The organism is Pseudofrankia sp. EUN1h (assembly GCF_001854645.1).
Lineage (GTDB): Bacteria > Actinomycetota > Actinomycetes > Frankiales > Frankiaceae > Pseudofrankia > Pseudofrankia saprophytica.
Genome location: NZ_MBLN01000083.1, coordinates 36359 through 50677, shown reverse-complemented (window position 1 = coordinate 50677; position 14319 = coordinate 36359). Strand labels below are relative to the sequence as shown.

The 14319-nt window shown below is 74.5% G+C and carries 10 protein-coding genes; 4 read left to right on the top strand and 6 right to left on the bottom strand.

Annotation, left to right across the window (positions count from 1 at the left end):
* Positions 1-3 precede the first annotated feature (3 nt).
* The gene (gene scpA, locus BCD49_RS33410) at positions 4-2325 is read right to left on the bottom strand and encodes a methylmalonyl-CoA mutase (RefSeq protein ID WP_007515256.1); all 2322 of its coding nucleotides are present in this window, start codon (positions 2323-2325) and stop codon (positions 4-6) included.
* Positions 2325-4232 (bottom strand): methylmalonyl-CoA mutase subunit beta, encoded by a 1908-nt coding sequence (locus BCD49_RS33405; protein ID WP_007515255.1) that lies wholly within the window; start codon positions 4230-4232, stop codon positions 2325-2327. Before BCD49_RS33405 ends, scpA begins: the two co-directional genes overlap by 1 nt.
* A gap of 350 nt (positions 4233-4582) precedes the next feature.
* On the opposite strand from BCD49_RS33405, the gene BCD49_RS33400 reads away from it, so the two are divergent.
* Entirely contained in the window at positions 4583-4930 is a 348-nt protein-coding gene (locus BCD49_RS33400) for a type IV toxin-antitoxin system AbiEi family antitoxin domain-containing protein (RefSeq protein ID WP_131803613.1), read from the top strand.
* A gap of 115 nt (positions 4931-5045) precedes the next feature.
* Positions 5046-5609 carry a hypothetical protein gene (locus BCD49_RS33395; protein WP_157845323.1) on the top strand — a complete coding sequence of 188 codons (564 nt, stop codon included), beginning with the start codon at positions 5046-5048 and terminating at the stop codon, positions 5607-5609.
* A 166-nt stretch (positions 5610-5775) separates the two neighbouring features.
* Here BCD49_RS33395 and BCD49_RS33390 read toward each other — a convergent pair whose 3' ends face one another.
* Both BCD49_RS33390 and BCD49_RS33385 read right to left on the bottom strand, forming a co-directional pair.
* The gene (locus BCD49_RS33390; protein ID WP_007515252.1) at positions 5776-6549 is read right to left on the bottom strand and encodes a class I SAM-dependent DNA methyltransferase; all 774 of its coding nucleotides are present in this window, start codon (positions 6547-6549) and stop codon (positions 5776-5778) included.
* 72 nt (positions 6550-6621) lie between these two features.
* Positions 6622-8205: a phytoene desaturase family protein gene (locus tag BCD49_RS33385; protein WP_071042300.1), complete on the bottom strand. Its 1584-nt coding sequence runs from the start codon at positions 8203-8205 to the stop codon at positions 6622-6624.
* Positions 8206-8385: 180 nt separating this feature from the next.
* Between BCD49_RS33385 and BCD49_RS33380 the strand changes: the two genes are divergently transcribed.
* Positions 8386-9072 (top strand): response regulator transcription factor, encoded by a 687-nt coding sequence (locus BCD49_RS33380; protein ID WP_007520618.1) that lies wholly within the window; start codon positions 8386-8388, stop codon positions 9070-9072.
* A gap of 192 nt (positions 9073-9264) precedes the next feature.
* Positions 9265-9702 carry a response regulator gene (locus BCD49_RS33375; RefSeq protein ID WP_007520617.1) on the top strand — a complete coding sequence of 146 codons (438 nt, stop codon included), beginning with the start codon at positions 9265-9267 and terminating at the stop codon, positions 9700-9702.
* Positions 9703-9718: 16 nt separating this feature from the next.
* Here BCD49_RS33375 and BCD49_RS33370 read toward each other — a convergent pair whose 3' ends face one another.
* Both BCD49_RS33370 and BCD49_RS33365 read right to left on the bottom strand, forming a co-directional pair.
* Positions 9719-11860, bottom strand: a complete 2142-nt coding sequence (locus BCD49_RS33370) for a sensor histidine kinase (protein WP_131803612.1) — start codon at positions 11858-11860, stop codon at positions 9719-9721.
* A gap of 6 nt (positions 11861-11866) precedes the next feature.
* On the bottom strand, positions 11867-14314 hold the full coding sequence (locus BCD49_RS33365) for an ABC transporter permease (protein ID WP_007515633.1): 2448 nt from the start codon (positions 14312-14314) through the stop codon (positions 11867-11869).
* Between the last annotated feature and the right edge of the window lie 5 nt (positions 14315-14319).

Genomic DNA, 14319 nt, shown 5'->3' with positions numbered 1-14319 from the left:
GGGTCAGGCCGCGCCAGCAGCGGCGTCGCCGTCGGCGTCTCCGTCGCCGTCCGCGGCCGTGCCGTCGCCGAGGTCGTGGCCGAGCTGGGCGGCGAGGATGCCGAGGACCTCGACGGCGGACTCGGCGATGCTGGTGCCCGGCGGGAAGATCGCGGCGGCGCCGGCGGCGCGCAGCGCGTCGTAGTCCTGCGGCGGGATGACGCCACCGCAGGTCACCAGGATGTCGGAGCGGTCGAGACCCGCGAGCTCGGCACGCAGCTCCGGCACGAGCGTCAGGTGACCGGCGGCCAGCGACGACACGCCGACGATCTGCACGTCCGCCTCGACCGCCTGCCGGGCGACCTCGGCCGGCGTCTGGAACAGCGGGCCGACGTCCACGTCGAAGCCGAGGTCGGCGTAGCCGGAGGCGACGACCTTCTGGCCGCGGTCGTGGCCGTCCTGGCCCATCTTGGCGATCAGGATGCGGGGGCGGCGGCCCTCGGCCTGCTCGAACGCGGTGGCCAGCGCGCGCGCCCGGCTGATCTCGGGCGACGGCCCGGCCTCGTCGCGGTACACGCCGGAAATCGTACGGATCTGCGCGGCATGCCGCCCGTAGACCTTCTCCAACGCGTCGGAGATCTCCCCGACGGTCGCCTTCGCGCGGGCGGCGTCGACGCCGAGCTTGAGCAGGTTGCCGTCGAGGCCCGCGGCCCGAGTGCCCGCCTGAGCCTCCTCGGCGGCGCGGGTGAGGGCGGCGAGGGCGGTCTCGACGGCCTCCGGGTCGCGGTCGGCACGCAGCTGGCGCAGCTTGGCGAGCTGCTCCGTGCGCACCGCCGAGTTGTCGACCTTGAGGACGTCGATGTCCTCCCCGCCGGCGAGGCGGTACTTGTTGACCCCGACGAGCGGCTGGCGGCCGGAGTCGATGCGGGCCTGAGTGCGGGCCGCGACCTCCTCGATCCTCAGCTTCGGGATGCCGGCGTCGATCGCCGCCGCCATGCCGCCACGCTCCTCGACCTCGGTGATGTGGCCCCAGGCCTTGCGGGCAAGGTCGTAGGTGAGCCGCTCGACGTAGTAGCTGCCGCCCCAGGGGTCGATGACCTGGGTGGTGCCGGACTCCTGCTGCAGCAACAGCTGGGTGTTGCGGGCGATCCGGGCGGAGAAGTCGGTCGGCAGCGCCAGCGCCTCGTCGAGGGCGTTGGTGTGCAGCGACTGGGTGTGGCCCTGGGTGGCGGCCATCGCCTCGATGCAGGTGCGGGCGACGTTGTTGAAGACGTCCTGGGCGGTCAGCGACCAGCCGGAGGTCTGCGAGTGCGTCCGCAGCGACAGCGACTTGCTGCTCTTCGGGCCGAACTCCTTCACCAGCCGCGCCCAGAGCAGGCGCGCGGCCCGCATCTTGGCGACCTCCATGAAGAAGTTCATGCCGATCGCCCAGAAGAACGACAGCCGCGGCGCGAACGCGTCGATGTCGAGGCCCGCGGCGAGGCCCGCGCGGATGTACTCGACGCCGTCGGCGAGCGTGTAGGCGAGCTCCAGGTCCGCGCTCGCGCCCGCCTCCTGCATGTGGTACCCGGAGATGGAGATCGAGTTGAACTTCGGCATCTTCTGCGAGGAGTACGCGAAGATGTCCGAAATGATCTGCATCGACGGCTTCGGCGGGTAGATGTAGGTGTTGCGGACCATGAACTCCTTGAGGATGTCGTTCTGGATGGTCCCGGCCAGCTGCTCCGGGGCGACCCCCTGCTCCTCGGCCGCGACGATGTAGAGCGACAGGATCGGCAGCACGGCGCCGTTCATCGTCATCGACACGCTCATCTTGTCCAGCGGGATGCCGTCGAAGAGCTGCCGCATGTCGTAGATCGAGTCGATCGCCACGCCCGCCATGCCGACGTCGCCCGTCACCCGCGGGTGGTCGGAGTCGTAGCCCCGGTGGGTCGGCAGGTCGAAGGCGACCGAGAGGCCCTTCTGGCCGGCGGCCAGGTTGCGCCGGTAGAACGCGTTCGAGTCGGCGGCCGTCGAGAAGCCTGCGTACTGGCGGATCGTCCACGGCTGGGTCACGTACATCGGCGCATACGGCCCGCGCAGGAACGGCGCGATCCCCGGGTAGGTGTCGAGGAAGTCGAGGCCCGCGGTGTCGGCGGCGGTGTAGAGCGGCTTGACCTCGATGCCCTCGGGGGTGTCCCAGGTCAGCGCGTCGACGTTCTTGCCGGTCGCCGCCTCGACGGCGGCGCGCCACTGGCTGTCCTGATGCGCGCCAGCGGCGGCGTCCGGACCGGCCGCCGGCGACGAGGCGGCGGCGAGGCCGAGCTCGACGTCGGCGAAGTCGGGAATCAGGTCCTTGCTGGGCATCAGGCGACCTCGGCCTTCGCTAGGGCGGAGCGCAGGACGTCGACGGCGTCGCAGCCGGTGAAGACGTAACCGCCGATCCCGGCCGCCTCATCCGAGGCTGCCCGCTCTCCCGGCTTACCGGCAAGCCATACGTGGTTGGCGCCGGCGGCCTTGAGGGCGGCGGCGACGGGCGCGGCGCTGGCCGCGTACGCCTTGTCCGACGCGCACAGGCAGGCAATCTTCGCGCCCGAGGCGGTGAACGCCGCGGCGATCGCCGCCGGGTCGTCGCCCGGGCCCGCGTTCGGGGTGTCGAACCCGCCGGCCTGGAAGAGGTTCGCGGCGAACGTCGCGCGCGGGGTGAAGGACGCGAGCGACCCGATCGTGGCGAGGAACGCCACCGGCCGGGTGCCGTTCGCCGCCAGCGCCGCGTCCGCGCGGGCGCGCAGGTCCTCGTAGTCCTCGTCGTAGTGCCGGATCGGCAGCCCGCCGGTCTGGGTGCGCGCCGGCGCCGGGGTGCGCGCGGGCAGCGTCTCGGCGACGTTCGGGAACTCGCTGACGCCGGTCAGCGGCGCGCGGCGCAGCGCCAGGTCCTCCCGGCGGCGCGCCCAGGTGGCGTCGAGCCGCTCGCCGACGAGGCCGCTCGCGAGCGCCGCGGCCATCCCGCCGGCCCGCTCGATCTCGGTGAAGAACGCCCAGGCGGCCTCGGCGAGCTGGGCCGTCAACGCCTCGACGTACCAGGAGCCACCCGCCGGGTCGATCACCCGGGTCAGGTTCGACTCCTCCTGCAGCAGAACCTGGATGTTGCGCGCGAGCCGGCGGGACGTGTCGTCCGGGAGGCCCAGGCGCGCGTCGAACGGCAGCACCGTGATCGCGTCGGCGCCGCCGACACCGGCGGCGAACGCGGCGATCGTGGTGCGCAGCAGGTTCACGTACGGGTCGCGCCGCGTCATCATCGCCGACGACGTGACGGCGTGCTGGCGCTGCGCCCGGTCGGCGTCGAGGGCGCCGCAGACCTCGGCGACGCGGGCCCACAGCAGCCGGGCGGCGCGCAGCTTCGCGATCGTCGAGAACTGGCCGGCGGTGGCGGCGTACCGGAACTCCAGCTGGCCGAGCGCGCTGGCGACGTCCAGGCCGGCCCCGGTGAGCGCCCGAAGGTAGGCGACCCCGGTGGCCAACGACGCGCCAAGTTCCTGCGCGTCGCCGCCACCCGCGTCGTGGTACGGCGTCGCGTCGACGACGAACGTCCGGACCCCGGGATAGCTCGCGGCGACGCGCTCCGCGAGCCGCGATGCCTCGTCCAGGTGGGCCTTCACCGCCTCGCCGGCGAGGCCGGTGCGGGCGGCGAGGCCGAGCGGGTCGGCGCCGAGCGTCGCCACCAGCTCCGACGGCGCGACCCCACGGGCGGCCGCGAGCGCGAGCAGCACGTCGGCCGCGGCGGTCGTCGTCACCGCGTCGCCGCCGGTGTCGAGCACGATGGGCGCCAGGTCGAGGTAGACGTCGCGCAGCACGTCCGGCAGCGCCTCGACGGCGATGCCGCCGGCCGGGGCGAGCAGCAACCACAGCGACGTGGCGGCGCCTTCCAGGTCGGCGAGCACGGCCTCGGCGGTCGTCTTCGCGTCCGGGTGGGAGTGCGCCGCCCGCAGGTCCCAGCCCCCGACCGCCCCCTCGGCGCGTCGCCCGCGGACGAACGGCGCGAGGCCGGGAACGCCGACGTCGACGGGCACTCCGTCACCCGCTGTGTACAGCGGCTTGATCGCGAAACCGTCGTAGCTGGCGGTCGCGAGCAGCGACTCGGCGTCCGCCGGGACGGCCTGCTCTCCGGCTGCTCCTGACTTGCGCAGAACCGCGAGTACCAGCTTCTGCCAGGCTTCTCGCGACGCCTGCGGGAACAGCGCGGCCAGCTCCAACTCGGCCGAGGGAACGCTCATGACCGGATCGTAGAGTCCCTCGCCCCGGGGAGCCTGGAATGTACTCCCAGTCACATCCGCTTGCGGTCGATCCCTGCCACCCCCGCATCCCCCTTCCCCCAGGCATCGCGGTGCCTCTGGGGCCACGCCTCATCGAGCCATGAGTTCTGGTGCCCAGGAGGCCGGCCTTGACCCCACGAGCCATGGCCACATCTCAGGACGCTCGGAGTCTCGATGGGGTCCTCGGAGGTCACGGTCGAAGGCGGCGGCCGGCCCATGATCCGATGGGTGCGCGGTCATCGTGGCTCGGTTATCCACATGCCGGTGGGCACGGGCTCGACACGGCCGCGGGCTGGACGGAACGTGACGCAGTGCGCCACCGATCTTCCACCTCGGCCGTGGTCACCGCCGCGATGCTGCACGCGGGGCAGGTGGCCCGTGGGCAGAACGGCATGATCACCTATCGGCAGGCACTGGACGCCGGTCTGGCCAGAGAACAGATCCGACAGTTCGTCGCGCGTGGCTGGTGGTATTCGCCCTCCCGTGGCAGCTACGTGATCCGTGCGGTCGTCGGGCCCGCGGACGGTGAGAATGACCTACGGGCCCGCGCTCAGGCCGCGCTCGCCGGACGGCCTGACGCGATCATCGCCGGGATCACGGCGGCTCGGCTCCTTGGGCTCGGTGCACACGCGCTGCCACCGCTGACCGCTGACCGCTGACGAGCCGATCCACCTGCTGGTCGCCCGACGCGGGGCGATCCACCCGGCGCGGGGCGTCCACGTCCGGTTCGGCATCCTTGCCCCGGATGACATCACGGCGGTAAGTGGCCTGCCGGTGACGTCCCCGGCTCGTACCCTGGCTGATCTCGTGCTCGGCTCCGCAGAGCCGGAGGAGGCGGTCAGCCTCATGGACGCGGCCCTGCGGTCCGGCCGCCTTGACAGGCTCGACGTCGCCCGAGCCGCCGCGGCGGGCAGGCCGGGATGCAGACGAGCGGAACCATGGTGGTCCCGGGCCGATGGACGATCCGAGTCCGCACTGGAGACCCGCGCCCGGCTGGTCCTCGTCGACGGCGGACTCCTGCCCGAGCAGTTGCAGTGGCTGGTCCGGGACGAGTCCGGCGTTCCGGTCGCTCGGGTCGACCTCGCCTATCCCAGCCGCCGCGTGGCGGTGGAGGCCGACGGCGTGCGTTTTCACGTCGGCGCAGGCGGGAACCGCGGTGCCAGCGGTGTGGCCTGGACCCGTGACGGCGTCGATCCGGTCTTCCGCGACCGCAGGCGTCAGAATGCCCTCGCCCGGCTTGACTGGAAGATCGTGCGAGTCACCTGGTTCGACGTCGTGGATCAACCGCTGGAAGTGATCGCCAACGTCCGCGGAGCCCTGAGCTCACGACCAGCCTGACCTGGCCGGTCTGGCCGACGCGCGACGAAACACGTCAACCGCCCTATCGGATCATGAGATCTCATCCTGACCTGTGGCGCCATCAGAGGCGTATTGGGCACCACGGGCCATGCGGACAGTGGATCCCCCGCGAGTCATGGACCCACAGCAAGTCAGCGCCGCGGCGTCAGGCCGGCTTGTGCCAGACCGAGACGTGCGCCGTGCTGGCGTTGGTGAAGGGGGCCGCGGACCAGTCGGCGTGGCGGGCGGTGAGGGTCAGTCCCGCCAGGGCGGCCATCAGGTCGAGCTCGGCGGGCCAGGCGTAGCGGAGGTTGACCGGGTAGGTCTCGACTCCCCGGGGACTGATGATGATGTGGTTGCCACGGACCGTCTGGGAGTTGCGGTCGTGGATGACGGCGACCAGCTTGGACTCGTCACCGACGATCGCCTCGGTGCTGAAACGCGAGCCGTTCGAGTGGAGCCCTTGGTCGGGGACGAAGGCGCGCAGGACGAAGGCGCCGCCGGGAGCGAGAGCGCCGGCGACCGAGGCGAAGCACCTGACCTGTTCCGCCTGCGAGGGCAGCGCGAAGAACGTGTTGAAGACGACGTAGATGACCCGGAAACCACCGAAGGGAGCGGCTGCCTCGGCCAAGACCGCGGGGTCGCCGAAGTCGCCGATCGTGACCGAGATGTCCGCGCCGCCCGGTTTCGACCACAGGCGGGCCACCATCCGCTCGGACGCGTCGATGCCGGCCACCTTCACCCCGGCGGCGGCCAGCGGAAGGGCGGCGCGTCCCGTCCCGATTCCCAGCTCCAGCGCCGGACCGTCCCCGGCCAGCTTGGCGAGCATCCTGACAGCCGCGGGCATCGCCGGCTCCATGCCGTCGTACCAGTCGTCGTAGACGTCCGCGACCCGATCCCCGTACTCGGCGGGGTCCCATCCACCGGGCAGTTCGGCCATGGCGGAAGCCTGCCAGTCGCTCCGATCACCCGCATCTCATTTTCTCCGGCTCGTTCTCCGGCTCGGCCGACGTCAGCCGGCCGCCCCGGCGCGGCGCAGTGCCAGACGCGCGGCGTGGTAGCCGGACATGCCGTGGGTACCGGCGCCGGGCGGGGTGGACGCGGAACAGAGGTAGACCCCGGGCAGCGGGGTGGCCCAGGGGTGGCGGGACAGGACGGGGCGGGCGAGCAGCTGGCGCAGGTCGGCGGTGCCGCCGCCGATGTCGCCGCCGATCTCGTTGGCGTTGTGCGCCTCCAGCGCTGCCGGGCCCATGGCGTGCCGGGCGAGAATCCGGTCGCGGAAGCCGGGGGCGAAACGCTCGACCTGGTCCTCGATCGCGGCGGTCATGTCGACGGTCGAGCCGAGCGGGACGTGGCAGTACGCCCAGCCGGTGTGCCTGCCCGCCGGCGCCCGGGTCGGGTCGGCGACCGTGGCCTGGACGAACAGGACGAACGGGCGCCGCGGGTGCCGGCCCCGGGCGACGGCGCGCTCGGCGGCGGCGACCTCGGCGAGCGTGCCGCCCAGATGCACGGTCCCGGCGCCGGCCACCGCCTCGTCCCGCCAGGGCACGGGCCCGTCGAGCGCCCAGTCGACCTTGAAGACGCCGGGGCCGTACCGATACCGCGCCAGCGCGGCCCGGTAGCGCGTGGGCAGCTCGTCGCCCACGATCCGCAGGACCTGCCGGGGGGTGAGGTCGAGCAGCACCGCCCGCGCCGGCGGCAGCTCGCGCAGGCTGGTGACCGGCTGGCCGGTGACGAGCTCGCCGCCGAGCACCCGCAACCGGGCGACGAGCGCGTCGGCCAGCGACTGGGAACCGCCGACGGCGACCGGCCAGCCGACCTGGTGGGCGCTCACCGCCAGCAGCAGGCCGTAGGCCGCGGTCATTGGCTGGTGCAGGTCGAGCATCGAGTGCGCGGCGAGGCCCCCGAGCAGCGCGCGGGCGGCGTCGCCGCGCAGCGCGGCCCGGGCGAGCGCCGTCGCCGGCCACACCCCGACCGCCCCGAACCGGGCCAGCGCGAGCGGCGCCGCCGGCGGCAGGTCGAGCAGCGACAGCACCCCGTCGGTCAGCCGCGGCCCCGCCGCGACGAGCGGCCCGACGAGCCGCCCCCACCCGGCCGGGTCTGCGGGCTTGCCCGCGCCGACCCGGCCCAGCGCGGCGGCCGTCGCGCCGACATCGCGCCGCAGCAGCGCGGTCGCCGCGCCGTCGAGCGGATGGGCGAGTGGCACTGGCGGGTGCGCCCACCGAACCGAGGGCGCGGTCGGCCCGCCCTTACCACCCGTCACGCCCCGGGCTCCTCCGTCACCGATCGTCGTGCCGCCGATCACCGTTGCACCAGCCCCGGGCTTGGGCGCGTCCGCACCATAAGCGCGCAGCGCCGGGGACGCGGCGGCCAGCGCCAGGACAGTGGCGCAGACGTCGTGGCGGAAACCGGGGAGGGTCAGCTCCTCGGTGCGCAGCCCGCCGCCGAACTGGCCGGCGGCCTCCAGGACCAGCACCCGCCACCCGGCCTCGGCCAGCGTGACCGCCGCTGTCAGGCCGTTGGGGCCGGAGCCGACGACGACCGCGTCGAAGCCGTCCAATCGGGCACCCGCCCGTGTTCCGCCGTTCTGGGCCATCACGCCCGTCACCTCCGCCGCTCCCGCGGCGCACTCTCCCACGCCCCGGCCCGCTCCGTCCTCGAGGGGATGACCGGACGGGAACACGACCGCCGCGGTGCGCCTCGTCACAGGACTGGCCCTGCGTCATCGAGAGGACAGAGCGACCAGATCGTGATCGACTTTCGATAGTCTGCGTGTGTGTCACTGCGCATCGTGCTTGCCGACGACTCCCTGATCGTGCGCGAGGGTGTGCGCGGGATGCTGGACAGCCAGCCGGATCTCCATGTCGTCGGGACGTGCGCGGACCTGGACTCGTTGCTGGCCGCGGTGGCGGAGCTGGCGCCGGACGTGGTGGTGACCGACGTGCGGATGCCGCCGACGAGCACCGACGAGGGCATCCGCGCCGCCGCGCTGCTGCGCGCCAGCAACCCCGAAATCGGCGTCGTCGTCCTGTCCCAGTACGCCGACCCCGAGTACGCCCTGAAGCTGCTCGAGCACGGCAGCGGCGGTCGGGCATATCTGGTGAAGGACGCGGTCGGGGAGCCGGGACACCTGGCCGGCGCGGTGCGCGCCGTCGCGGCCGGCAGGTCGGTGATCGACCCGGCGGTCGTGGAGGCCCTGGTGGCCGCCAGGGCCTCCAGGGCCTCGCCGCTGGCGACGCTCACCGAGCGGGAGCGCGCCGTGCTGGCGCAGATCGCGCAGGGCAAGAGCAACGCCGCCGCCGGGGCCGCGCTGTACCTCAGCGAACGCGCGGTCGAGAAGCACATCAACACCCTGTTCGCGAAGCTGGGCCTCGCCGCGGAACCGGACACGAACCGCCGAGTCAAGGCGGTACTGATCTACCTGGCCGAGGAGCGCGGCCCGAACCGGCTGGCCCCTCGGTAGGGCTGGCGCTTCGCGCCAGCCTGTCGGGCGCTCAGTGCCCTCCCCACGTGGGATGTCCAGCGTCCCGCGCCCGCCGGTTCCCCCGGCCCGCCGCCACGCGCGGACGCACTGACGCCCGGGGGGTGCTGGCACCCTCCCGGGCCAGCGGCTGACTTCCTTGTCCCTGGTCCCCGCGACGCGGACCATGGTCACATGCAGACGCCCGACGTCGACCTCGCCGATGCGGCCAGCACCGGCACCGCCGGCACGCGTTTCGGAGTCCTCGTCGTCGATGACCAGGCGCTGTTCCGCGAGGTCGCGCGCATCCTGGTCGGCGCCCTGCCCGGCTGGTCCGTGGTCGCCGAGGCGGCCTCCGGCGAGGAGGGCGTCGAGCTCGCCGGGCGGGTACGCCCCGCCCTCGTGCTGATGGACGTGCACCTCCCGGGCATCGACGGGGTCGAGGCGACCCGCAGGATCGTCGCCGGCGACCCGCCGGTCGCCGTGCTGCTGATGTCGTCCTACGGCTCCGAGGATCTTCCGCCCGGCGCCGCCGCGTGCGGCGCCGTCGGCTTCGTGCGCAAGGACGAGCTGACTCCGGCCGCGCTGAGCCGCGCCGTCGCGGGCCGGGGCCGCGGCGAGCCCGGCCGGTAGGAGCGGGCGCGGGCCGCTACCGCGCACCGGCCGGCAGCGGCAGGGTGCCGCGCACCCGGGTGCCGGCGCCGGGCGAGGACTCGACCTGGAGGGTTCCACCGAAGGATCCGACCCGGTCGCGCATGTTCTCGAACCCGTGGCCGGCAGTCGTGGTCGGGTCGAAACCGGCGCCGTCATCGGCCACTTCGAACCGGATCTCGCCGTCCTCGGCGGTCACGCTGACCGTCACCTCCGCGTCGTCGCCGGCGTACTTGCCCGCGTTCTGCAGCGCCTCCAGGCAGCAGAAGTAGACCGCGGCCTCCAGGTCCGGCGGGTAGCGGTCCGCGTCGGCGTCGACGAAGCAGTCCAACGGGCCGCGGGCCGCGGCCGCGCGCAGCGCGGGGGCGAGGCCGTGGTCACGCAGCAGCGGCGGGTAGATGCCGTGCGCCAGCTCCCGCAGCGCGGCCGCCGCGGACCGGACGTCCGTTTGCAGGCCGGCCAGGAGCGGGCTGACGGCCGCCGGGTTGGTCTCGGCGAACTGCGCCGCGAGCCCGACCTTGACCGACAGGCCGACGAGGTGCTGCTGGGCGCCGTCGTGCAGGTCACGCTCCAGGCGGCGGCGGGCCGCGTCGGCGGCGGTCACGATGCGTGCCCGGGACGCGAGCAGCTCGGCGTTGCGCTCCCGCAGCTGCTCCAGCGACGCCTGCAGGGCGCTGTCCAGCGACAGGTTGTGCAGCGCCAGGCCGACCTGCCGGGCCAGCTCCACGAGCACCCGGTCCTCGGCTGGGGTGAACGGGCCCGCCGTCGCCGGCCGGCGCACCACCAGCATCCCGCGCAGGTCGCCCAGGTGGGTGATCGGGGCGACGCGCACCAGCTCGTCGCCGGCCAGCAGGCCGGGCAGCCACACCCTGATCCAGGCGTTGCCGCCGGTCCTGGCCCGGGCGACCACGGACCACTCGCGCGCGCCGAGCGCCAGCCGGTCGGCCGGCCGCTCGGGCAGGCTGACCATCCGGCCCAGCGTGCCCTCTCCGCCCGTCCAGATCTCGGCGCCGGCCGGCCCGAGGGTCGCCCGCAGCAGCTCGGTCAGCTGGAGAAGCAGCTCGTCCATGGGAACGGCCCTGGTCATCCTGGTGCCGAAGGTGGCGAGCAGCCGGTCGGGCGGAGCCTCGGCGCCGCGCACCGCGCGGTCCGCGACGCCGGCCAGCCAGGCGCGGGCGGGCAGCGCGAGCACCGCGCACCCGAACGCCGCCAGCAGTGACAGTGTGAGGATCTCCCGTTCGCCGGCGCCKGGCCGGCGCCCGAGGCCGAGCACGACGGCCAGGTAGACCGCGGCCACGAGCACCGCGAGCCCGGCGACGGTCACGCCCTCGATGAAGGCGCGCGGGCCGAACCGGGCCAACCGAGGGTGCGCCCCGGCCGCCATGGCCAACGGCACCAGCACCCAGGCGGCGAGCGCCGCCGGCGCCGGGTCGTCCGGGATGTCCAGCAGCATGCTTCCGGCGCCGCCGACCGCCGCGGCCGCGACGGCGATGACCGTGGCCGCCCCGGTCCACAGCAGCGCCCACCTGGTCCGCCCGCCCGCGCCGGCTCCGGTCGGGCCGTGGGCCGAGCCGTCAGCCCGGCCGCCGTGGGCGTTGACCAGCACCAGGTGGCACGCCRCCACATACAGCGCGCCCAGGGCGGCCAGGGCGGCCAGCGCCGGGGCGAACGCCGCCGAGCCCGGCGCGGCGGCGACGGCGACGGCCGCGGCCCCGGCGGCCAGCAGGCCGGCGAACCCGAGCCGGCCGACGCCCAGGAGCGCGCCGTCGGGCGGGACGGCCAGGGCGAGCGCCCAGACGGCGACCGCGGCGGCCGCGAGCCGCGGTTCCAGCAGCGCGCCGGCCTGGACGGCCGCGACCACCGCGGCGACCCAGGCATGCCGGGGCGGCCGGACGGTCCGGGCAACCACGGCGAGCACGACCCAGCTGGCGGTCGAGACCAGCCCGACCGTCCGAACGGCGTCGTCCAGCGGCGCCTCGCCCGCCGTGCCCACGAGGCGTGGGCCGGCGAGCGCGGCCGCGAACGCCGCCAGGACGACGAAGGTGGGCAGCCACGCCGACGCGCGCCTGGCCACGCCGGAGACGCCGCGGGCGACGGACATGCCGGCATGCGGCGTCGTACTGGGAACGGGGCTGGTCATCGTTGCTCACTCGGCTCGCAGGACGTCCGGCACGCGCAGGCGGGCCGCGCGCCGGGCCGGAACGGACGCCAGGAGGGCCGCCATCATGACCGTGGCCGGCACCGCCAGCGCCAGCGCGAGCGCCGCGACCGGCGGCACGTAGATCAGCGGGGTGCTCGTCGCGACCGCCCGCCACAGCGCGCGGCCGAGCAGCAGGCCGACCGGCACGCCGACGGCCAGGCCGATCGTCCCGATCAGGGCGGCCTGGGTCAGCAAGATCATCCGGGCCTGCCACCGGGTCGTGCCGAGCGCCCGCAGCACGGCGACCTCGTGCCGGCGGCGGCGCACCCCGACGAACAGGGCATGACCGACCGCGCCGAAGGCGAGCACCCCCAGGAAGACCCCGAGCAGCCGGGGCAGGACCGCGATACCGCGGAATCGGTCCCGCTCGTCGACTGGGATGTCGTCGAGCAGGACGAGGAAGGCGTCGTGGGCGCCGACGGCCGCGTTGAGCCGGTCGCGCACGGCGGGGGCGCTGGCGCCCGCCCGCAGCTCGACGCGGATCTCGTGGTATTTGAAGCCGTCCTGGAACAGCGCGCGGTAGCCGGCCGCGCTTACCCAGCCGCCCTCGTTGTAGGTGGTGTGCGGGTCCTGGGGAACGAAGGCCAGGCCGGTCAGCCGCATCGGCGTGCCGGCCGCCGGGTCACGCCCGGCGACGGTGAGGACGTCGCCCACCTTGACGCCGGTCCGGCGGGCGACGCCCGGCGCCAGCACGATCTCGCCCGGCGTGGCCGGAAGACGGCCCGAGAGCACCTGGATCGACGGCGGGTGCCCGGCCACGGGGTCAAGGCTGAACAACGTCACCGGCAGGCGCTCGACGGTCGCGACATTGACCCGGGTGTCGTTGACCGCGAGCACGTCGGGGTCGGCGGCCGCGGCGCGCAGGAGGTCGTCGGCCGGCGCGACGTCGTCGCCGCCGAAGCCGACGAAGCTCCCGACCGCGAAGACCTGCCCGAACCGGGCGGGGTTGGCCACCGCGTCGGCGACGCCGGCCTGGAAGGTCAGCGAGCCCAGCACGCCGAGGACCCCGACGACCGCGCCGACCAGCGCCGGGCGCACGGCGGCGCCGGCCCGACCCGTTTCGAGCGCGAAGCGCGCGCCCGTCTGCACCGGCACCGGCAGGCCGAGACGGTAGGCCAGGCGCGCGACCGCCGACCCGCGTGGCCGGACCGGCCGGACGCCGCGCACCGACGCGGCGAACGCCGTCGTGGTCGCCGCCACCGTCACCAGCAGCAGCGTCACCCCCGCGACGGCGAGGATCACCAGGAGATCGACGTGGACGCCCGGATCGGGCTCGACGAGCGTCGCGGACCCGATCGGGAACAGCGGCGAGGCGGCCACCGCCGCGCCGGCCCCGGCGAGCACCCCGGCGGCCGAGGCCACGACCGGCCCCGCGGCGGCCGCGACGGTGGCCTGCCGGGTGGTCAGGCCGAGCGTACGTAGCACGCCGAGGTCCGCGGTCGCGCCGATCACGAAACGGACGACGGCCTGCCCGACCAGGACCAGGGCTGCGAGGTAGGCCGCCAGCGCGAAGGCGGCCAGACCGACCGCTTCGAACGTCGTGGTCTCGCGGAAGCTTTGCTCGTCCGCGACGACGTTGAGGGTTTCGACGGAACGCTGCGCCACTCGGTCGAGCGCCTGCTGGAACGCGGGTATCCCGGCGGCGCCGGCGCGCAGCCGGACCACGGCGTTCACGATGGCCGCGTCGCCGGTGGTGCCGAGCAGGTTCTCCCGGTAGGTCTCGGTGAACGCGAAGGTGGTGCCAATACCGCCCGGATTGTCCTGTCCTTCCCGGAACCACCAGCCGGAACGGACGACGCCGACGATCGTGAGCCGCTGGCGAGGGCCCGAGTAGGAGATCGGCTCCTCGTTCAGGGCGGCCGCTTCGGTCTGCGCGGGCGTCGGCAGCAGCGCCGTCACCGTGTCCCCGACCGACAGCCCGGTCGTCTCGACGAAGTGCGGGCTGACGACGGCCTCGTCCGCCCGCGCCGGGTCCGCGAGCCGGCCGGCCAGCACCGCGGGGCGCTCGACCGTCCGCATGATCTCGCCGTCCATGGGGGGAGACAGGACCTCCACCTCTGGGTGGCCCTCGATGGCGAAGGTGCCGGTGAGCAGGGCCGTGCCCAGCGCCTCCACGCCGGGCAGGCGCCGCACGGGGTCCCAGTCGAAGCCCGGCTCGTTCGGCACGGCGGCCACCGTGGCCGGTGATGTGACGGCGAGGATCCGGTCGAGGGCCGAGGCGCCGCGCCGGGCGCCGGCCGCCGCGGTCATCACGGCACCGGTGGCCAGCGCGACCAGCAGCGCGAGCGTGAGCAGCGACAGCCAACGGCGCCGCAGGTCCAGCCGCAGCCACGCCCACACCGGCCGCCAGACACGCGCCACCGGACCACCGCCGACCCGCGCGCGCCCGTCCATTGCCG